Raw genomic sequence first — 19,372 nt, 5'->3', positions numbered from 1 at the left:
CGGTGGCCACTCTGGCGAGATGTGATCGAGGCCGCTCGAACCGGGATCCCGATCCGAGCGGCCTCGATCACGCGGAACCGGTGACGGAGACGAAGCCGGAACCCGGCCGGTAGTCGGGGGACTGGTGCCTGAAGTAGGTGTTGTAGACCTGGCAGTAGTGGCCGCCGCGGGCCAGCAGCGTGGTGTGGTCGCCCTCCTCGACGATCCGGCCGTGATCCAGCACGATGATGCGGTCGACGTGCTCGATCGTGGAGAGCCGGTGGGCGATGACGATGGAGGTGCGCTCGGCCAGCACCCGGTCCAGGCCCTCCTGGATCTGGGCCTCGGTCAGCGGGTCGACGCTGGCGGTGGCCTCGTCCAGAACCACGATCGCCGGATCCTGGATGAGCAGGCGAGCCAGCGCGACGAGCTGGCGCTGGCCCATGGACAGGGCGCGGCCGTGCTCGCCCACATCGGTCCGCAGGCCGTCCGGCAGGGCGTCGATCCAGTCGCCCCCGCCGACCGCCGTGGCGGCGGCGAGCACCTCCTCGTCGCTCGCCTCCGGCCTCGGATAGCGGATGTTGTCGGCGACGGTGCCGCTGAACAGGAACGGAACCTGTGGCACCGCGCCGATCTGCCGCCGGTATCCGGCCAGGTCGAGCGTGCGGACGTCGCGATCGTCGATCGTCAACAGGCCGTCCTGGAACTCGTAGAACCGGGTGATGAGCTTGCTGAGCGTCGACTTGCCCGCCCCGGTGTGGCCGACCAGCGCGACGCTCTCGCCCGCCTCGATCGTGAGGTTGAAGTCCCGAAGGACGGTGCTTTCCGCTTCGTAGCCGAACCTGACGTCTCGGAACTCGATGCGGCCCGCGAGCCTGCCGACCGGCTGGGGATCGGTCTGCACCACCCGGGGTGGCGCGTCGATCAGGGCGAACACCCGCTCCGAGGCGGACAGGCCCTGCTGGAACTGCGACCAGAACGCGGCGATGGAGGTGAGCGGGAACCAGAAGAGCGCGACGCCCTGGAGGAAGAGGAACCAGTCGCCGCCGGACAGAGCGCCGCCGAGGACGGCGGTGCCGCCCAGCTGGACGAGCGCGACCGTGGCGAGCCCGGCGACGACGAAGAGAACGGGGAAGATGCCGGAGAAGACGAAACCCTGTTTGAGCGTGACCTGGTAACTCTGCCGGTTGATGGGGCGGAACTCGTCGTAGACCCGCTGCTCCTGGCGGAAGTTCTTGGCGACGGTGATCCCGCCCATGGTCTCCTGCAGGGTGGCGTTCACCCGGCTCAGCGAGCGTTGCGCCTGGCGGGTGCTGCTACGGGCGACCCGCCGGAACAGCAGGGCGATGCCCATCACGATCGGCGCCACGAGAAGGGTCAGCAGGGCGAGCTCGACGCTGCGCAGGAAGAGCATGACCGTGACGAAGCCGACCATCAGCACCTGGCTGATCAGGTCCATCGTCAGGGTGGAGACGGTGGCGAAGTCGTCGGTGTCGGAGGTGACCCGACTGACGATCTTGCCTGACGGGGTCTCGTCGTAGAACGACAGGTCACGCTTGAGCACGGCGTCGAACGCGTCCTCGCGCAGGCGCAGGACGACGTCGCCGGTGACCTTCGCGCTGTGCCACTGGCGAACGAAGTTGAACAGCCAGCCGAGCACGCCGGCGATCAGCAGACCCGCGGTGAGCTGTGGGCCCACGTCGGCGATCGTGCCGTCCTCGATCCCGTCCACACCCCAGCTGACCAGCAACGGCATCGCCGCCTGGCTCAGCGAGAACAGTACGATCATGACCGCGACCAGGATCATCGATCCGAGCTTCGGCCGGAAATAGGACAGGATCCGGCGAAGGAGCTCACGATCGCTGTAGCTGCGGTCGTAGTCCTCGGCGTCGAGGCCGTCCATGAGGAAGCCCATCAGCCCTGCCCTCCCTGCTCGCCCGCGAGGACCACGGCCGGATCGATGGTGTCGCCGGTCACGTCGGCCTCGTCGTAGTGGGAGAAGATCCGCCGGTAGAGGCGGCTCCTGGAGAGCAGCTCGTCGTGCGTGCCGTAGTCGACCAGCTCGCCTCGGCGGAGCAGCAGGACCTTGTCCGCCCACCGGATCTGGGAGAGCCTGTGGGTGATCAGCAGGGTGGTGCGCCCGTCGAGAAGGCGGCCGATGGCCCGCTGGATCCTGTCTTCCGTGGCGGAGTCGATCGCACTGGTCGAGTCGTCGAGCACGAGGATCGCCGGATCCGTCAGCAGCGCCCGTGCGATGGCGAGGCGCTGGCGCTGGCCGCCGGAGAGGGTGATGCCGCGCTCACCGATGACGGTGTCGTAGCCGTCGTCGAGCTCGCCGATGAACTCGGCGGCCTGAGCCTCCTCCGCCGCCCGGACGACGGCGTCCCGCTCCACTCGCTGGCCCAGCCCGAAGGCGATGTTCTCGGCGACCGACCGGGAGAAGAGCACGATGTCCTGCTCGATGGTGGAGATCTGGGAGCGCAGCGAGTCGAGGTCCCACTCGCGTACGTCCACGCCGTCCACCAGGATCCGGCCCGCGGTGACGTCGTAGATCCGGGGGACCAGCTTGGTCAGGGTGCTCTTGCCGGAGCCGGTCTCGCCGACGATCGCCACGGTCTCGCCCGGCCTCACGGTGAACGTCACGTCGCGCAGCACGGGATCGTCGTCCCCGTAGCCGAACGTCACGTTCTCGAAGACGATCGATCCGCTGATCGGCGCGGTGTGGCCGTCGTCGGGTTGCCGGAGCTCGGTCTCGGTGTTCATGATGCTCAGGATCCGGCGGGAGGACACGATGCCGATCTGGACCAGCGAGAAGGTGAAGATCGACATATTGGTCGGGAAGCCCAGCATGGCCACCAGACCCATGAAGGCGACCAGGTCGCCGATCGTGATGGCGCCCGCCGTGTGCAGGTGGAGGCCGTGCCAGAGCGAGCCGGCCATCGCGAAGGCGAAGAGCAGGGTCGGCAGGTAGCGGGCCTGGACCAGGCCGTTGTGGACGAAGGAGTCGCGGTAACGCCGCGCGCGTGTCTGGAACCGCCGCCGCTCCTGGCCCTCCTGCGCGGTCACCTTGATGACCTCGATGCCTCTGACCGCCTCGTTCAGCCCGGCGTTGAGATCGCCGAACTGCTCTCGCATGCGGGTCGCCACGGGGTTGAGCCGTCTCATGTAGTGCCGGAGCGCGAAGACGAAGACGACCGCGAAGACGCCGGGCACCAGCAGCAGGCGAGGATCGATCGCGGCGATGAAGACCAGGGGCACGAGGCCGGTCAGACCGGAGTCGACGATCAGGTCGATGCCAGGACTGATCATGGTGGAGAGCTGCCGGATGTCGTTGGCCGCCCGTGCCATCAGGTCGCCGACCCGCTGCCTGTTGTGGAAGGTCTGGCTCTTGCCGAGCAGGCTGACGTAGAGCTCGTCCCTCGCGTCCCGCTCCAGTCGCTTGGCGAGGACCTCGCTGGCCAGGCGCGCGACGACGTCGAAGAGGCCGCGGGCGAGCACGATCGCCAGCAGCGCCAGCGAGATCATGCCCAGTGCCCGCGCCCCGCCGCCGTCCTCGCTCAGGACGGCGTCGAAGGCCTCGCCGGTGAACCCGGGGACCATGGCGTTGAGCACGACCATGATCAGTGATGCGCCGAGGAATCCGACCAGCTGGAGCGGGTGACGGCGAACATGGGACCAGAGCCAGCGCACCGGCCCCCGCCTGTCATGCGGGCGGCCGGAGACGGAGAACTCCGAACTACTGGTGGTCACAGCTCGCCCCCGAGCACGTTGAGGATGAAAGTCGAACTTGCTTTCTATCACCGGGCGCCGACACTTTCCCACGCATTTTCTCGCCCCCGCATGTCGCGGGTGGCGGCCCGCCGACCGGGTCCCGGCCGGGTCCTCTGGGGCCAGGTCAGGCGGGGCCTGAAGGTCGGTCGCGGGTCTCGCCGGGCTTGGTCAGGTTGGCCGACATCCGCGTCAGGACGTCGATCGTGGCCAGATACTCCTCGGCGCTGATTCCCTCGGTGAGGCGGGCGCGGTCGGTGTCCACCCGCCGTCGCAACTCCTCGTGCGCCCGGATCCCGGCGGCGGTGAGGGAGAGCCGCTCCGCTCCTTCCAGCCAGCCCCGCTCGCACAGATCGTCCACGAACGGGCGCAGGGAGGGGAACCGGTCGTCGAGGAAGGGGGCGAGGGCGGTGTCGAGACCGGCGAGGGTGGGGGAGTCGACGGCGACGACGTTCAGCACCTGCCAGTGGCGGCGGGTCAGCCCCTGGTCGGCGAGGAGGTCGTCGAGAGAACTCTCGACGAGGCCGTGGAGGTGCTTGATCCAGTAGCCGATGGGACGCCTCTGGCCGGTGATCCGGGAGGTGTTCACGGTGCCGCCTTCCCTGCTTATCGATCTTCGGTAAATACATGTTCTTTGACAATAATATGTATTAATGCATGTATCATCGAGAGATGGAAGACCCTCAGGTGGTCGCCGTCGAACGGGCGATGGTGGCGATCCGGCGCAGCCAGACCCGCCGAGCCCTCCAGCGCCTCGCGGGTGACGTCGAGCTCGACCCCGCGCTCTTCGGGGTGATCGACGTCGTGGAGGAGGAAACGGAGGCCGCGACGGTGACCTCCGTCGCGGGCCGGATGGGCGTCGACCAGCCCCGTGCCAGCCGCCTGGTGGCCAGGGCCGTCGAGGCGGGGCTGGTTCGCAGGGTGGCCGACCCGGCCGACGGCCGCCGCAGCACGTTGGAACTCACCGAACTGGGTGTCGGGCACGCCGAGCGGGTCCATCGCTTCCGCCGCGAGATCTTCGACGCGGCGATGCGTGACTGGTCCGAGTGGGAAAGGAAGGAGTTCGCCCGCCTGCTCACGGCCTTCGTCGCGGAACTGGGCCGACGCCACAGGGAAGGCTGACCGCGCTGACCGCGCTGACCGCGCTGACCGCGCTGACCGCGCTGACCGCGCGACGGCGCGGGAAGGGGCCGAGTGTCTTCTCGAATGTCGGTTGCGGATCCGCGGTGTGCCGGTTTTTCTTCCCGTCGAATGTCGGTGATCGACTCGCGAACTGTCGGTTTTTGTTCTCGTCACATGTCGGTTGGGCCCCCACGCCATGCTGCGGGGAGAGGCGCACATCCACCTCACTTCACTGAGAAGGGGACCAATCCGCCGTCCCGAGGCAACCTGATCGACGGGATACGCATGGAGCAGGCATGCAGTCTGAGATCAGGAGTGTCGTGGAGAAACCGCCGCCGGAGCCTCACGCGGCGACCGCTCCGGCCGACGCCGTCGTCACCGATTTGTTCATGACCCACCGTCTCGGCCTCGTCCGCTTCGCCTTTCTGCTGGTGGGGGACCGGGAGACGGCCGAGGATGTCGTGCAGGACGCCTTCGCGGCGATTCACCGCCGGTGGAGCCGGTTGACCGACCACGACCAGATGCTCCCCTATCTGCGGACGGCGGTGCTCAACGGGTGCCGCATGGTCCACCGGCGCCGAGTGATCACTCGGCGTTTTGGTGGTGACCGGAAAGCGCCGTTCTGGTCCGCGGAGGCCGAGGTGTTGCTCGGGGAGACCAGGCGAGAGGTGTTCCTCGCCGTTCGAGCACTGCCGCGCCGTCAGCGTGAGGCGGTGGTGCTGCGCTACTACCTCGACCTGTCGGAGGGGGAGATCGCCGAGGTGATGGGGGTCAGCCGCGGAACGGTGAAGTCGTCCACGTCCCGAGCCCTCAGGACGCTCGCCGCGAAACTGGAGGAGGACCGATGACCCCGCAGACCGAAGACCGGCTCCGTGACGCCTTCGCCGCCGGTGCCGAACTGGTGGGCGCCGAGACTCTGCGACCCGCCGACCAGGTGCTACGACCGAGGGCCGCTCGTCGCCTTCGTGGTTCCCTCCGTATGGCTCCGCTGCTGGCCGCACTGGCGGTCGTGGTGGTGAGCGTCGCCGTCGGGGCCGGGTTGCGCGGTTCGGGGGCGGTACAACCCGTGACGGAAGCTCCGCCCGGCCCCGCCTTCCTCCTGGTCGCGGGGAACGACGGGTTGACGGTCCGCGACGCCCACAGCGGTAAGGTCACCGACCGGGTTGTGATGCCCCGGTCCCCGGAAGGGAGCACCCGGGGTGTGCGCGGCGGATATCTGCTCGCCGGAACCGGAGAGGGCAGAACGTTCTACGTCGCCCAGAGTGTGCTGTCCCGTCAGACGGCGGTGGGCACCACGTGGTTCCACCGGATACGGATCGACGAGCGGGGAAAGGTCACGGAGTTGGCACGCGACGTGATCTCCCCGGTGACCGGTACGGCCGCGTCCTCTCTCGCTGTCACCGACGACGGCACCCGACTGGCCTACAGCGTCGACGGTGAGGTGTGCGGCAAGGACGCGACGCTGCGCTTCTGCCCCGGAGCACGGCTCACGGTCGTCGATCTGCCCACCGGGAAGACACGTACCTGGACGACGAACGCCACCGGCGACCTTTGGAGCCTGTCGTGGGCGGCCGACCGCCGCACGCTGGGCTTCGTGACCATGTCGCAGGCCCGGGTCCTTGACACGGCCGCCGCCGGTGACACGCTCAAAGCCGGTCGGACGGTGTTTCAGGGGGTGGACGCCCCGGATGCCGCGACGATCAGCCCGGACGGTCACAGGATGCTGGTCGGCCGCAGGCATCTGTCCGACGGCCGGGGACCGCACCGCTACACGATCGAGGAGTACTCCGTCGTGGACGGCCGGAAGATCCGCACGCTGTTCGGCGCGGAACACGCCGGCAGGAGCATTCCCCGGTGGAAGCTGTTCCAGTACGACGCCACCGGACGCCACCTGCTCTTCACGGGAAACTTCTACCCGCTGAGCAGGCTGGACGAGAACGGACAGGTGACCGTCCTCGTTCGTCAGGAGCCCCTGGACTCCCTCGGGGCCCCGCAGGAGATGTCGGCGGCCTGGTAGCGACGGCCCGTCCCAACCCATGATCGCGAACCACGCGGACCCACCTGGAGGGGGCGGCTGAGAACCGGGTGACGGAGAAATTTCGTTGGCCGCGACAAGGGGCGACCCAGCGCCTCCCGGCGGGCTCCGGTGTACCGGGTCACCGCCGGGAGGCGCTGGGTCGATTCGTCACCTGGAGGTCACTGCCAGCTGTCCAGGCGGCAGCCGTCGGTGGTCTTGCCGTTGTTGCAGTGGTTGAGCTGGAGGGCGTCGAGCTGGTAGGCGAAGGTCTGGCCGGCGGGGCTGACCACCGAGATCTGGACGCTGGCCGCTCCGGTCGGGGCGGTCGCCCTGTGCCGGTATTCCGTCCAGGTGCTGGTCAGCGCGGTGCTCGGACCGTCACTGCTGGAGATCAGGGTGTTGGACGAGTTGTACCACGACAGGCGCAGTTTCACGTTGCCGGAGGTGGCGGTGGTCATCTTGGCGAAGAACTTGTAGGTCTGGCCGGCGGTCACCGCGGGTTTGCGGGTGACCGATACGACGCCGTCGGCGTGCGACTGCACGTTCATGGTGAGCGACCGGCGGCCGTCGTAGTGCTTGGCCGAGATCTGTGACGTCGGGCCGGGCGGGGTCACCTGGATCCAGCCGCCGCCCGAGACACTGAACCCGGTCGGGGTGGAGTACGGCGCGTCGGCTTCGACGGTGCGTTCCTGCGCGGTCAGCAGGTCGTTGCTGTAGCCGATGTCGCAGCAGGTGGGGGTGGTGAAGTAGGGCCAGGCCGCGACGTTCACCTTGCGGGTGTCACCGGCCTCGTTGCCGGTGTAGAAGGTCGCCGTGGTCTCGCTCGGGTCGTAGTAGTTGTTGAAGTCATGGTCCAGCTGCCAGTCGTAGACCTGGCTGGACATGATGTCGGGATAGCTGAGGTAGTCGATGGTCTCGGTGACCTTGGGATGGTCCACGTAGAAACTGTCCGCGCCGAGGTGGATCAGTTCGTGCAGCATGGTGGCGCTGGACCATTCGTCGGCGGTCGCCGCGCACGTCGTCGTGCACCAGGCGGTCGCGGTCCCGTTGAAGTCCTCGAACACCACGTACTTGCGGTTGGCGTTGTCGTATCCCGCCGCGCCGAGATCATCGGTGATCTTGTCCACCGAGGTCTCGCCGCCGATCACGCCGGCCTCGATCTTCTCCGGTATCACCAGCGCGCGGGCGTAACCGGAGTAGGTGCTGGTGTCGTAGCCGGTGCGGCAGCTCAGTTTCAGGTGCTGGTCGTAGTCGGTGGACTCGTCCAGTTCCAGGTCCATCCGGTCGACCAGCTTGGCGATCTGCTCGACGTGGGTCTCGTAGTTGTTCCCTCCGCCGTCGTGCCAGGCGTAGATCACCTGGATGGCCGGGGTGCTCCCGCTCGCGTCCTTGGGGTCGGACAGCGTTGTGGTGCAGCCACGCTTGGGCACGTTGGCGTCCACCGGCAGTGTGTACGGACCGGTGGGTTCGTTGATGTACGGCGGCGCGAATGCGGCCACCGGACTCGCCATTGTCAGAACGACGAGTCCCCCCGCGGCGATCGCCGACATGATGCGACGCAGTTTCAGTGACAAAGGTGCTCCTCCCGTTGAGAACCCATGATCGGGAGAGTAATCAGCGCCACGGACGAAACAAATACCTCATTGCAAACATTTTCAGACTTATGAATAAACGTGCAGTCTTGCCCTGGTATCGGAGGGGCCGTAACCGAAAGTGCAATACCGATAACGGTTTCGGTTGATCATCTTTTTCTGACAAAAATCCCGACAAAGCACCTTAAATGGATTTAATTACTCATGTCAAGAAAAAGGATGATTTGTGAATTTTGTACCATATGACGGAGTCGACGGACCGGCAACCGGCCGGCATCGCGTCGATCCGGTCGCGTCCTTGCATCCATCTCACGATGTTCTCCGGTTCCGAATCAGGGGGTGGAGGGGCTTGCTCCGCAGGGACGTCACGAACGGATCGCCCTGGTCGGCGTTCCACGACGCCGGGGAGATCCGGCTGATGTTCACCTCGCGGCCGAGGAGGTGTTCCGCCGCTCGTGCCGCGTCGTACAGTTCGTCCTCGTCCGGGGAGCCCACCTGTACGTTATGACCCCTGCTGGAAGACATAGAGCTGCCGGTAATCCTGTGTTCGGCCAGAACAGGGCCGTACACTGCGGTTATGAGCGCGATGCGTGAGGAACTCCACCTGCTGGTGGACGAGTTGCCGGAGAACCGGGTGTTGCCGGTGCTCGCGCTCGTCAGGGAGAACGTGTCGTCCTCCCGTCGGAGGGAGAAGGCCGCGGTGGCTCTGGAAGCCATCCGTGACCGGATGCGCGGGGTGACCGGGGTGGACGAGGAGTTGGACCGGCTCCGGGACGAGCCGCGTGGCTGATGCCTACATCGTCGACACCGGTGTCTTCCTTCGCTGGTTCGTCGATCAGCCAGGATTCGAGCACGCCCGCGAAGTCCAGGAGGCATTCCTGGACGATCTCGTCGGACTGGAGACAGCGGACTTCGCCCGGATCGAGGTGGCCGGAGTGCTGCGGAAGAAGGGACTTCTGGCGGGTCGCCTGACGGCGGAGGAGTTCGCAGCGGCCGTGCGTGTCATCGACGATCTCGGTGTGATGGTGCACCCGATCGGTGCCGACCACCTGGAACGGGCTGCCGGCCTAGCCGTACGGCTGACACTGCGCATGTACGACGCCGTCTTCGCTCAGCTGGCGCTTGATCGTGGAGTCCCTCTGCTCACGACGGACGCCAAGCTCTGTCACGCGGTCGAGGGCGTGGTGAAGACCGAACTGCTCAAAGGTATGAGAGAGGTCTGACCTCGTCCGTGGTCATCGAGGCCGATCATGGCCGCCAGGAGCCGAAGCGAGAGAACCGTCGGGAGTTTCCCGCACCTCATCGTCTGTGAGGCTCGGTACGAACGGGCGATGCCGGTCCGGTGGAAATCGGAATGTCCACCGGACCGGTTCGCGGGTACCCTGCGCGAGGACCTTTTGAAAGGAAATCGTCGTGGGGCACGTTGAGGTCGGGCATCTGACATACGTTCTGCCGGATGGGCGGCCGTTGCTGGACGACGTGTCCTTCCGGGTCGGCGAGGGGGTCAAGGCGGCGCTCGTCGGACCCAACGGGGCGGGCAAGACGACGCTGATGCGGCTGATCGCGGGCGACCTGCAGCCGGTCGACGGGAGCGTCGCCAGTTCCGGTGGCCTGGGCATCATGCGGCAGTTCATCGGCAGCATCCGCGACGGCAGGTCCGTGCACGACCTGCTGGTCAGCGTCGCCCCGCAGCGGGTGCGGCAGGCGGCCGAGCAGCTTGAGGCCGCCGAGCTCGTGATGATGGAGCGCGAGGACGAGAAGGCGCAGATGCGCTACGCGCAGGCCATCACCGACTACACCGACGCGGGCGGCTACGACATCGAGGTGCTCTGGGACACCTGCACGATGGCCGCCCTCGGCATGCCGTACGACGACTGCAAGTATCGCGAGGTCAACACGCTGTCGGGCGGTGAGCAGAAGCGGCTGGTGCTGGAGGCGCTGCTGCGAGGACCCGACCAGACGCTGCTGCTCGACGAGCCGGACAACTACCTGGACGTGCCGGGCAAGCTCTGGCTGGAGCGGGCGCTGCGCGAGACGGCCAAGACGGTGTTGCTGGTCAGCCACGACAGGGAGCTCCTGGCCAACGCGGCCGACCGGATCATCACCGTCGAGTCCGGCAACATCTGGGTGCACGGCGGAGGGTTTCGCACGTACGCCCAGGCGCGCAGGGAGCGCAACGAGCGCCTCGACGAGCTGAAGAAGCGCTGGGACGAGGAGCACGCCAAGATCAAGCGTCTGGTCCTCATGCTGAAGCAGAAGGCCAAGTACATGGACACCATGGCCGCCGCGTACCACTCGGCCCAGACGAGGCTGCGCAGGTTCGAGGAGGCCGGGCCGCCGGAGGCGGCGCCCAAGGAGCAGTTCATCAGCATGCGGCTCAAGGGCGGCCGGACCGCGAAGCGGGCGGTGATCTGCGAGAAGCTGGAGCTCACCGGCCTGATGAAGCCGTTCGACCTGGAGATCTGGTACGGCGAGCGGGTCGCGGTGCTGGGTTCCAACGGCTCGGGCAAGTCGCACTTCCTGCGTCTGATCGCCGGGGAGGAGGTCAGGCACACCGGTGTGGCCAGGCTCGGCGCACGGGTCGTCCCCGGCCATTTCGCCCAGACGCACGCACGCCCCGAGCTCATCGGCCGGACGCCCTGCGAGATCGTCATGACCGAGCACGCCCGGCTCAAGAACGAGGCGATGAAGGTGCTGTCCCGTTACGAGCTGGCCGGGACCATCGCCGAGCAGCGCTTCGAGACGCTCTCCGGCGGCCAGCAGGCAAGGCTGCAGATCCTGCTGCTCGAACTGTCGGGCACCACCCTGCTGCTGCTGGACGAGCCGACCGACAACCTCGATCTGGCCAGCGCCGAGGCTCTTCAGGAAGGGCTGGACGCCTTCGACGGGACCGTGGTCGCCGTCACCCACGACCGCTGGTTCGCCGATGACTTCGACCGGTACCTGGTCTTCGGCGCCGACGGAAAGGTCTACGAATCATCCGAACCGGTATGGGACGAGGCCAGAGTGGTCCGGCAGAGGTAAAGACTCCGGCCGTTTCCGGCGTGTCCAGGTGGGCCGGGGACCGCGGGCCGGTTATCACGGCTAGGTGACGCACAGCACCCGAATCGTCGGCGCCCTCGCCCTCCTCCTCATCGGATGCGCCGGATGCACCGAAGACGAGCAGACGAAGCAGGCCGCCGCGCTCCAACCGCTCGCGGTCAGGGAGCAGGCCTCCTCCATCGTCAAGGGTGACGATGGGTATGTGGTGAATTGGGCAGGAGTGCTGGCCAACACCAACCCGTGGCACTTCGGCGAGCACGTCGTGGCCACCGTGGTGGCCAAGAACTCCCAGGGCAAGGAGGTCGTCCGGCTCGAACAGCCGCTGGACGCCGTACCCCCCGCGGGGACGCTCCCCTTCACCGGCCAGGCGGTGACCCAGGACAAACCGGCCACCGTGAGCATCACGTACCGTCCGGCGCACTGGCACCAGGCGGGCCGGATCGTCTCGGCGTTCCAGCCCTTCCCGATCCGCGAGGTGCTGACCGACCGCACCGCCGACGGCGACTACCTCGTCACCGGCTACGTCGGCACCCCGTACGTGATACCGGCCCGCAGCCTGGCCGTCACCGCGCTCCTGCGCGACAAGCGGGGCAAGCTGCTCGGCGGCGGGAGCACGTTCGTGGACAACGTCCAGGCGGGGCAGAAGCGCCGGTTCATCATGCAGATCAAGAGTGTCCAGAACACCCGCGACATCGCCTCCGCCGAGGTGAGCGCACGCACCTGGGGATCGAGCAGCCGTCCCTTCGAGCAGCTCGCCCTCGGCGGTTCCCTGCCGCTGAACACGGTCAAGCCGAAGATGCCCCCGTTCGCCAAGGACCGGGGCAGGCAGGCGCCCCTCGCGGGTGCCGGCCACCCGTGAGTGATCGCCGAACGCCCTGACGGCCCGTGGTCGCTCGTCCGTGATCAGCCGGGTGTTCGGCACCGTCCGCCCGTGGTCGTCCGTCCGTGGTCGCGGGAGATTGGTCATCGTTCGCCCGTGATCGTTGGACGTTCCGGCCGTCCGCCCGTGGTCGTCCGTCCTTGGCCGCGGGGCCGGACGCCCGCGGTCGGGAGACCTTCCACAGTGCTCCGATATGCACGCTCAATTCGGGCTATATGGTCATTCTCTGGTATTTATAATTGTCATTCACGTCAGATTCTTACTTGATTCGATGACATTTCAAAGACAATCGAAGTTGCCGTCCGTGAAGTGCTGCACTCGTGGTTACTCAGCGCTTACCTTCGATTACATGACTGACGGTGCCCTGGTCGCAGCGCTGTGCGCGAGGAGTCCCGGAGCCCTCGCCGATCTCTACGACTCATACGCGGAAAGCATCTACCGATACTGCCGTTCGATGCTCGCCACCTCCGGCGCCGCCGAGTCGGCGCTCCTCGACACCCTCATCGCCGCCGAGGCCCATATTCACGCGCTCACCGACGCCCGTCGGCTGGAGGCGTGGCTGTACGCACTCGCTCGGGGGGAGTGCGTACGGCGTGATCCCGACGAGGGGAGCGGCCCGCAGGACCCCGCTCCGGCGGTCGCCGCCGGAGACGACGCGGACCTGCGGGTGATGGCCTGGAACGCCACGCGGAGCCTGTCGCCCGACGACCGGGAGATCCTCGACCTGAGCTGCCGCCACGGCTTCGGCCCCATCGACCTCGCCGCGGTGCTGGGCGTCACCCCCAAGGCCGCGGGCGCGCTGTACGAGTCGGCGAGGGAGCGCCTGCGCGACGTCGTCACCACGGAGGTCCTCGTCCGAAAGGGGCCCTACGACTGCGCGAGCCGGGCCCGCATGCTGACCGGCCTCGGCGGCGAGCTCACACCGGAGGCGCGTGAGCGGGTCATCCGCCACGTGAACCGCTGCGACACCTGCGCCCCGCACCGGGTCAGGCAGGTCTCCGCGGCGAAGGTCTACGACCTGCTCCCCCTCGCCGCGTTGCCGCCCACGCTGCGCGCGTGGGTGATGAGTCACTTCACCGACCCCGAGCGGGTCTCCTACCGGCGCGACGTCGCCGATCGAGCCGGTCCTCTCGACGGTGCCGGGTTCCCCGTCGGCAGGATTCGCGGGAGCCGTCGCAGGCCCTACGCGCTCGCCGGCGCGGCGGCCGCGGTCGCCGCGGTGACGGCGCTGGCCCTGGTCCTGGTCCAGGCGGGGATCGGGTCGCAGGGCACGGGTTCCGATGCCGCCTCGGACGCGTTCCCGGCGGTGGTGGAGCCTTCGGACTCCTGGAGACCAGGAGAATCCCGGCGAGAGGGCGCGCCCGTGACGTCGGAACCCGTCGGGGAGGGGGCGGCCGTCGAGCGGATCGGTTCGCTCGGGGTGACGGAGCCGGTCAGTGCCACCGGACCCGACCTGCGGAGCGACCGGCGGCCGGGAGTGCCGGGCCCGGTCGGTCACCGGGGGGAGAGCCGGTCTCGGCAGCCGGGTGACGAACCTCCGGGCGAAGGGCCACCCGGTCCGGTCGGTGACGGGTCGTCCGGCGAAGGGCCTGCCGACGAAGGGGCATCCGATGACGGGTCGCCGGGTGATGGAGCGGCCGACCGTCCGGCCGCTCCCGAGGAGAGCCTGGTGCCGCCCCCGTCGCCGGTGCCGCCGGGGGCCTCCGGGATCGGCGCGCCGGACAGGCACCACCCATCCCGTGATCACCATGGACACTCCTCCCGCCGCTGCCGGACTCCTCATCGGCCGGCGACCCCGGCGCCCCCGTGGACGGCACCAGGCTCTCCTCGGGAGGACTCGGCACCTCCGCGGGCGGATCCAAGGCCACCGGGCGACGTGACAGGCCCGAGGGGAGAGCACCGGCCTCCGCGCATGGCCCCGACACCTCGGCGGACCGACTTGAGGCCCCCGCGAGCCGACGCGAGACCTCCGCGTGCCGAGCCCGGACCTTCGCGAGCCACGTTCACCCACCCGCGACGTTCGCGTGCCAACCCCGACCACCTGACGTCCGGCCGGGGGCAGGCCTCTGACGATTTCCGGCCCGCGTCCACCGGTCCTGGACGGACCGGGGAGGGGGCGGGTCCGGAACGGATCTCGACCAGCGCGGATCGCGGGCAGACCCCTGTCGGCGAGGATAGTGTGGCGGGCGATGACTACGGTGAGTAAGTGACATGTGTGTGCAGAGTGACGAACGGGAATGCTGAGGTAGGCCGCCTGGCGCGCGGTGACGCGTCGCGTCGCGCCGCGTCGCGCGGACAAGACCGCGACACGTGGCCGGACCGCGAAGAGGCGGTGACAAGGGGGACTCCGGGGGGAGACGCATGCATTCAGTCAGACGGCGCCGTCATGCCGCCGCGGTGGCGGGCCTCGCCTGTTGCCTGATCGCCGGGCCGGGGCTCCCCGCCGGCGCTGTTCCCGGCCGGCCGGGACCGGCCGACGACGCCGTACGGGGCGGCGTACCGGCTCCGTCGGCGGGTGAGGTCGCCGAAGCGCGGGCCGTCGCCCGCGAGCGCGGTGAGAGGCTCGGCGCGACCACGGTCCAGGTAGCCGAGGCGCAGGCCAGGCTTGAGGAGCTGGTCGCCGAGGCGGAGCGCCTCGTCGAGTCGTACAACGGGGAGCTGGTCAAGACGGCTCGCGCCAAGGAGCTCGCGGAGCAGGCGGCGGAGCGGGCGAGGACGGCGGGCGTGGAGGTCGGGGAGGCCCGTGAGGCGGTGGCCGCGATCACCGCTCAGAGCTACGGCGGTCTGGACATCACCCAGCCGATGATGGCGATGATGACCGACAGCGGCGGCCCCATGGACGACGGCTATCTGCGCCGGGCCAGCATCCTGGCCCACATGGGCGGAGGGCAGGCGGAGACGCTCAAGCAGCTGCGGGACGCCCAGGAGGTCTTCGCGATCCTGAAGGCGCAGGCGGACGACGCCTACACCGAGCGACAGGAGGCGCAGGCGAGGGCGGAGGAGGCGAAGCTCGCCGCCGAGGAGGCCGTCGCCGAGCAGGTCGAGGAGACCCGGCGGATCAAGGAGGAGCAGGCTCGGCTGGAGAAGCTGGCCGACGAGGCGCGCGACGCCGCCGACCTGCTCGCCAGGAGGCGCGAGGCGGCCCTGGAGCAGGCCAGGATCGCGAGGGAGAGCGCCGAGCGCGCTCGACAACAGGCCGCCGCGGTGCGCCGGGAGGCGGCGCGGATGGCGGTGGCCTCTGGAGAGGCCGCTTCGCGCTGGGCGCTCAATGTGACGGCCGGTTCCGCCAGGGGCGACATCGCCGCCGACTGGGCGCTCACCCAGCTCGACAAGCCGTACGTGTGGGCGGCGGCCGGGCCGTCCGCCTACGACTGCTCGGGGCTGACCATGCGGGCCTGGGAGCGGGTGGGGGTCGCCCTGGACCACTGGACCGGCACCCAGTGGACCGCGGGCCCGCACGTGCGGCTCAGTGAGCTCCAGCGAGGTGATCTGCTCTTCTACGGGCAGATCACCGGCGATCCCGGAGACATCCACCATGTGGGGATCTACGTCGGCCGAGGGCTGATGGTGCACGCCCCGCAGACGGGGGACGTGGTGAGGGTCGCGCCGATGTGGCGTAGCGATCTTGTCGGCGCGACCCGTCCCACGTGACGACCGGCCAGAGGACGACCGGCTGAGCGGTGACCGGTCGGAGGGCGACCGGTCGGGGAGTGACTGTTCGGGGGGCGAACCGTCGGGGAGTGTGAGTCGGTCAGAGGATGATCGGTCAGGGGGCGAACGGTTGGGGAGCGGGCTGAGGACCGGGTAATAATCCGGTCAAGGATCAGTGCTTTCCGTGGGTGTCGTCCTTGGCGCGCTTGATGGAGCGGACGATCTCCTCTTCCGCCTCCACCCTGCCGACCCAGTTGGCGCCCTCGACCGACTTGCCGGGCTCCAGGTCCTTGTAGACCTCGAAGAAGTGCTGGATCTCCAGGCGGTCGAACTCGGGAACGTGGTGGATGTCGCGAATGTGTTCCATCCGGGGGTCGGTGGCGGGGACGCACAGGACCTTGTCGTCGCCGCCCTTCTCGTCGGTCATCCGGAACATGCCGACCGCCCGGCACTTGATCAGGCAGCCGGGAAAGGTCGGCTCCTGGAGCAGCACCAGGGCGTCGAGAGGATCACCGTCCTCGCCGAGGGTGTCTTCGATGAAGCCGTAGTCGGCGGGATACTGCGTGGAGGTGAAGAGCATGCGGTCGAGCCTGATGCGGCCTGACTCGTGGTCCACCTCGTACTTGTTCCGTTGCCCCTTGGGAATCTCAACGAGAACGTCGAACTCCACCGCGTTTCCTCCACTCAACCCCCCGGGCACCCCCGGTTGGGCGTTAATGTCTCGTAGGCGTTTTATGCCTTTTGGATACGGATGATGAGAGGACGGCGACGGTAATGCGGCGTGAGCGGTGGGTGGCCTTGGTCACTCTCGTCCTGCTGCAGGTTTTCGTCGTCGCGGCCGGGGCGCACCTGCTCGCCAGCGGTGTGCTGGTCGCGGGTGAGCCTGAGACGGTCGTCGTGTCGGCCGAGCCGCCTCCCATCCCGGTCATCACCGCGGGTCCGGTGCTGGCTGCGGGGGGGAGCGGCCCTCTCCCCGCCAAGGGTACTTTGGCGGGGCGGCTGACCGAGGCGCTGGGTGACCCCGCGCTGGGACGAAGTGTCGGCGCCGCGGTTCTCGACGCGGAGACGGGCGCCCTGCTCTTCGACAGCGGGGCCGCCACGGGCATCACCCCCGCCTCCACCACCAAGGTCGTCACCGCGGTCGCGTCGATGGCCTCACTGGGACCCGACGCCAGGCTGAGCACCCGCGTGGTGCGGGGGGCCTCGCCGGGCTCGATCATCCTCGTCGGGGGCGGCGACCCCACCCTGGCGAGTCCCAGAACGGCGGCGAGCCCGGTCTATCCCCGGCCCGCCTCGCTCGCCGTCCTCGCCGCACGCACCGCCAGGGCGCTCAAGCAGGCCGGGGTGTCCAAGGTGACGGTCGCCTACGACGACTTCCTCTACACGGGGCCGCGCACCGCCGCCACGTGGAAGCCCGGCTACGTGCCCGAGGGGAGCGTCGCCCCCGTCACGGCGCTCATGGTCGACGAGGGCAGGGCCGCGCGGGGAAGTGACCGGCGGGTCTCCGACCCCTCCCGTACGGCGCACGGCGCGTTCGTGTCGCTGCTGTCGAAGTACGGGATCACGGTCTCCAAGTCCGCCAGGCGGTCCAAGGCCCCGGCGGGCGCGCAGGAGATCGCGAGGGTCGACTCCGCGCCGGTCTACGCCCTGGTCGAGCGGGCACTCACGCTCAGCGACAACGACCTGTCGGAGGCGCTGGCCAGGCATGTGGCGATCAAGGAGGGGGAGCCGGCCTCGTTCGACGGCGGCGCCACGGCCGTCGGCAAGGTGCTGACCAGGCTCGGCGCGGCGAAGGGGGTGCTGGTGTTCGACGGCAGCGGGCTGTCGCCGAAGAACCGCATCGCCCCGGAGGCGCTCGCCCGGCTGGTCGCGGCGGCGGCCTCCCCGGCCAATCCCGGCCTGCACCCGATCATCAGCGGTATGCCGGTCGCCGGCTTCAGCGGCACCCTTGGGCGCCGGTTCGACAAGCTCCACTCCGCCTACGGGCTGATCCGCGCCAAGACGGGCACCCTCGACGGGGTCAACACGCTGGCGGGCATGACCACCACGCGGAGCGGACGTATGGTGACCTTCGCTTTCATGGCGGACAAGGTCCCGCCCGGCTGGGGCAAGGCGGAGGCAGCCCTCGACAGGCTCGCCGCCGCGGTCGCCGCCGGTTGATCACGGGTTCCGGGTGCGCGACTCGGGGGGAGAGCACGTACGGTGGACGGTATGCAGGTGATCGACTGGGATCTTGCCGTAGCGACCGGAACGCGCCTGGTGCGCCCCGGGCCGCAAGTGAGCCGAGAGGAGGCCCGGCAGGCCGTCGCCGACTTACGGCGGCTCTCGCGCGAGGCCGAGGGGCATGTCCGCGAGTTCACCCGAATCGACACCGAGACCGCGCCGCAGACCGCGACCGTCGTCGACAGGCCGGGTTGGATCAAGGCCAACATCGACGGGTTCCGGGTGGTGCTGGAGCCGCTCACCGAGCGGATGGCGGCGAGGGGGAGCCAGACGCCGGCGATCGTGGGCGCCGTGGGTTCACGCATCACCGGGGTCGAGGTGGGCGCGGTGCTGGCCTTCCTCGCCTCCCGCGTCCTGGGGCAGTACGAGCTGTTCCTGCCGCCCGACCCGACGGGCCAGGCGCCCACGGGACGTCTCACGCTGGTCGCGCCCAACATCGTCCACGCCGAGCAGGAACTCAACGTCAACCCGCGTGACTTCCGCCTCTGGGTCTGCCTGCACGAGGAGACCCATCGGGTGCAGTTCACCGGCGTCCCCTGGCTGCGTGAGTACGTCAGATCGCAGACGACCGACTTCCTGCTCGCCTCCGACATCGACCTGCCCGCGCTGCTCGAGCGGCTGCGTTCGGCCGCCGGCACGTTCACGGACGTCGTCAGGGGCGGTGAGGGCAACCTGATCGACGCGATCCAGACGCCCGAGCAGAAGGTGATCCTCGACCGGCTCACCGCGGTGATGACCCTGGTCGAGGGGCACGGCGACTACGTGATGGACGCGGTCGGCCCCTCGGTGGTGCCCTCGGTCGCCGACATCCGCGCCAAGTTCCACCACCGTCGCGAGGGCGGGTCCCGTCTCGACCGCACGGTCCGAAGGCTGCTCGGCCTCGACCTCAAGATGAAGCAGTACGCCGAGGGCTCCGCCTTCGTCCGCACGGTCGCGGGACAGGTGGGCATCGACGGCTTCAACAAGGTCTGGACCTCGCCGGAGACGCTCCCCACCCAGGACGAGATCTCCAATCCCGCGCGCTGGATCGCGAGGGTGAACGGCACTCCGGCCATCCCCGCCGGGGGTGCGGTCGGCTGACCGGCAGGGCGGACAATG

The 19,372-nt window shown here is 68.7% G+C and carries 16 protein-coding genes; 11 read left to right on the top strand and 5 right to left on the bottom strand.

What is annotated here, in order from left to right; all coding sequences use genetic code 11:
- Nucleotides 1-67 precede the first annotated feature (67 nt).
- The 3 genes from AB0B96_RS12110 to AB0B96_RS12100 all read right to left on the bottom strand — a co-directional run bounded on the left by AB0B96_RS12110 (nucleotide 68) and on the right by AB0B96_RS12100 (nucleotide 4,336).
- Complete coding sequence (locus AB0B96_RS12110; RefSeq protein WP_362898031.1) at nucleotides 68-1,894, bottom strand: ABC transporter ATP-binding protein; 1,827 nt, start codon at nucleotides 1,892-1,894, stop codon at nucleotides 68-70.
- Nucleotides 1,894-3,729 carry an ABC transporter ATP-binding protein gene (locus AB0B96_RS12105; protein WP_362898029.1) on the bottom strand — a complete coding sequence of 612 codons (1,836 nt, stop codon included), beginning with the start codon at nucleotides 3,727-3,729 and terminating at the stop codon, nucleotides 1,894-1,896. The genes AB0B96_RS12110 and AB0B96_RS12105 overlap by 1 nt, the downstream gene beginning before the upstream one ends.
- 145 nt (nucleotides 3,730-3,874) lie before the next feature.
- Nucleotides 3,875-4,336, bottom strand: a complete 462-nt coding sequence (locus tag AB0B96_RS12100; protein ID WP_362898027.1) for a MarR family transcriptional regulator — start codon at nucleotides 4,334-4,336, stop codon at nucleotides 3,875-3,877.
- Nucleotides 4,337-4,419: 83 nt separating this feature from the next.
- Here AB0B96_RS12100 and AB0B96_RS12095 point away from each other — a divergent pair, with 83 nt between their 5' ends.
- The 3 genes from AB0B96_RS12095 (at nucleotide 4,420) to AB0B96_RS12085 (ending at nucleotide 6,886) form a co-directional block, all read left to right on the top strand.
- Nucleotides 4,420-4,869: a MarR family transcriptional regulator gene (locus AB0B96_RS12095; protein ID WP_362898025.1), complete on the top strand. Its 450-nt coding sequence runs from the start codon at nucleotides 4,420-4,422 to the stop codon at nucleotides 4,867-4,869.
- 296 nt (nucleotides 4,870-5,165) lie between these two features.
- Nucleotides 5,166-5,717, top strand: a complete 552-nt coding sequence (locus tag AB0B96_RS12090) for a SigE family RNA polymerase sigma factor (protein ID WP_362898023.1) — start codon at nucleotides 5,166-5,168, stop codon at nucleotides 5,715-5,717.
- Nucleotides 5,714-6,886, top strand: a complete 1,173-nt coding sequence (locus AB0B96_RS12085) for a hypothetical protein (RefSeq protein WP_362898021.1) — start codon at nucleotides 5,714-5,716, stop codon at nucleotides 6,884-6,886. Before AB0B96_RS12090 ends, AB0B96_RS12085 begins: the two co-directional genes overlap by 4 nt.
- A gap of 179 nt (nucleotides 6,887-7,065) precedes the next feature.
- Here the strand turns inward: AB0B96_RS12085 and AB0B96_RS12080 are convergent, their stop codons facing one another.
- Entirely contained in the window at nucleotides 7,066-8,460 is a 1,395-nt protein-coding gene (locus AB0B96_RS12080; protein ID WP_362898019.1) for a hypothetical protein, read from the bottom strand.
- 595 nt (nucleotides 8,461-9,055) lie between these two features.
- On the opposite strand from AB0B96_RS12080, the gene AB0B96_RS12075 reads away from it, so the two are divergent.
- The 6 genes from AB0B96_RS12075 (at nucleotide 9,056) to AB0B96_RS12050 (ending at nucleotide 16,051) form a co-directional block, all read left to right on the top strand.
- Nucleotides 9,056-9,268, top strand: coding sequence for a hypothetical protein (locus AB0B96_RS12075; RefSeq protein WP_362898017.1), 213 nt, complete (start codon nucleotides 9,056-9,058; stop codon nucleotides 9,266-9,268).
- Nucleotides 9,261-9,701: a type II toxin-antitoxin system VapC family toxin gene (locus tag AB0B96_RS12070; protein ID WP_362898015.1), complete on the top strand. Its 441-nt coding sequence runs from the start codon at nucleotides 9,261-9,263 to the stop codon at nucleotides 9,699-9,701. The genes AB0B96_RS12075 and AB0B96_RS12070 overlap by 8 nt, the downstream gene beginning before the upstream one ends.
- Nucleotides 9,702-9,891: 190 nt before the next feature.
- A complete protein-coding gene (locus AB0B96_RS12065; protein WP_350941564.1) occupies nucleotides 9,892-11,502 on the top strand; it encodes an ATP-binding cassette domain-containing protein in 1,611 nt (536 codons plus the stop codon).
- 64 nt (nucleotides 11,503-11,566) lie between these two features.
- A complete protein-coding gene (locus AB0B96_RS12060; protein WP_362898012.1) occupies nucleotides 11,567-12,379 on the top strand; it encodes a hypothetical protein in 813 nt (270 codons plus the stop codon).
- A 370-nt stretch (nucleotides 12,380-12,749) separates the two neighbouring features.
- A complete protein-coding gene (locus tag AB0B96_RS12055; protein WP_362898010.1) occupies nucleotides 12,750-14,606 on the top strand; it encodes a hypothetical protein in 1,857 nt (618 codons plus the stop codon).
- A 155-nt stretch (nucleotides 14,607-14,761) separates the two neighbouring features.
- Nucleotides 14,762-16,051 (top strand): C40 family peptidase, encoded by a 1,290-nt coding sequence (locus AB0B96_RS12050; RefSeq protein WP_362898008.1) that lies wholly within the window; start codon nucleotides 14,762-14,764, stop codon nucleotides 16,049-16,051.
- A gap of 172 nt (nucleotides 16,052-16,223) precedes the next feature.
- On the opposite strand, the gene AB0B96_RS12045 is transcribed toward AB0B96_RS12050, so the two are convergent.
- Complete coding sequence (locus tag AB0B96_RS12045; RefSeq protein ID WP_350941556.1) at nucleotides 16,224-16,721, bottom strand: inorganic diphosphatase; 498 nt, start codon at nucleotides 16,719-16,721, stop codon at nucleotides 16,224-16,226.
- Between the two features lie 122 nt (nucleotides 16,722-16,843).
- On the opposite strand from AB0B96_RS12045, the gene dacB reads away from it, so the two are divergent.
- On the top strand, nucleotides 16,844-18,211 hold the full coding sequence (dacB, locus tag AB0B96_RS12040) for a D-alanyl-D-alanine carboxypeptidase/D-alanyl-D-alanine-endopeptidase (RefSeq protein WP_362898006.1): 1,368 nt from the start codon (nucleotides 16,844-16,846) through the stop codon (nucleotides 18,209-18,211).
- 51 nt (nucleotides 18,212-18,262) lie between these two features.
- Nucleotides 18,263-19,354: a zinc-dependent metalloprotease gene (locus tag AB0B96_RS12035; protein WP_362898004.1), complete on the top strand. Its 1,092-nt coding sequence runs from the start codon at nucleotides 18,263-18,265 to the stop codon at nucleotides 19,352-19,354.
- Nucleotides 19,355-19,372 lie beyond the last annotated feature (18 nt).

This window comes from Streptosporangium sp. NPDC049046, assembly GCF_040649155.1.
In the GTDB taxonomy this organism is placed as follows: Bacteria; Actinomycetota; Actinomycetes; order Streptosporangiales; family Streptosporangiaceae; genus Streptosporangium.
The sequence above is the reverse complement of the archived record's forward strand: the minus strand, read 5'-3'. Positions and strand labels throughout refer to the sequence as shown.

Bases quoted from the DNA above. Each gene is read 5' to 3' on its own strand.
- AB0B96_RS12075 (WP_362898017.1), top strand. From the start codon at position 9,056: ATGAGCGCGATGCGTGAGGAACTCCACCTGCTGGTGGACGAGTTGCCG.
- AB0B96_RS12090 (WP_362898023.1), top strand. From the start codon at position 5,166: ATGCAGTCTGAGATCAGGAGTGTCGTGGAGAAACCGCCGCCGGAGCCT.
- AB0B96_RS12050 (WP_362898008.1), top strand. From the start codon at position 14,762: ATGCATTCAGTCAGACGGCGCCGTCATGCCGCCGCGGTGGCGGGCCTC.
- AB0B96_RS12035 (WP_362898004.1), top strand. From the start codon at position 18,263: ATGCAGGTGATCGACTGGGATCTTGCCGTAGCGACCGGAACGCGCCTG.
- AB0B96_RS12110 (WP_362898031.1), bottom strand. From the start codon at position 1,894: ATGGGCTTCCTCATGGACGGCCTCGACGCCGAGGACTACGACCGCAGC.
- AB0B96_RS12055 (WP_362898010.1), top strand. From the start codon at position 12,750: ATGACTGACGGTGCCCTGGTCGCAGCGCTGTGCGCGAGGAGTCCCGGA.
- AB0B96_RS12095 (WP_362898025.1), top strand. From the start codon at position 4,420: ATGGAAGACCCTCAGGTGGTCGCCGTCGAACGGGCGATGGTGGCGATC.
- AB0B96_RS12085 (WP_362898021.1), top strand. From the start codon at position 5,714: ATGACCCCGCAGACCGAAGACCGGCTCCGTGACGCCTTCGCCGCCGGT.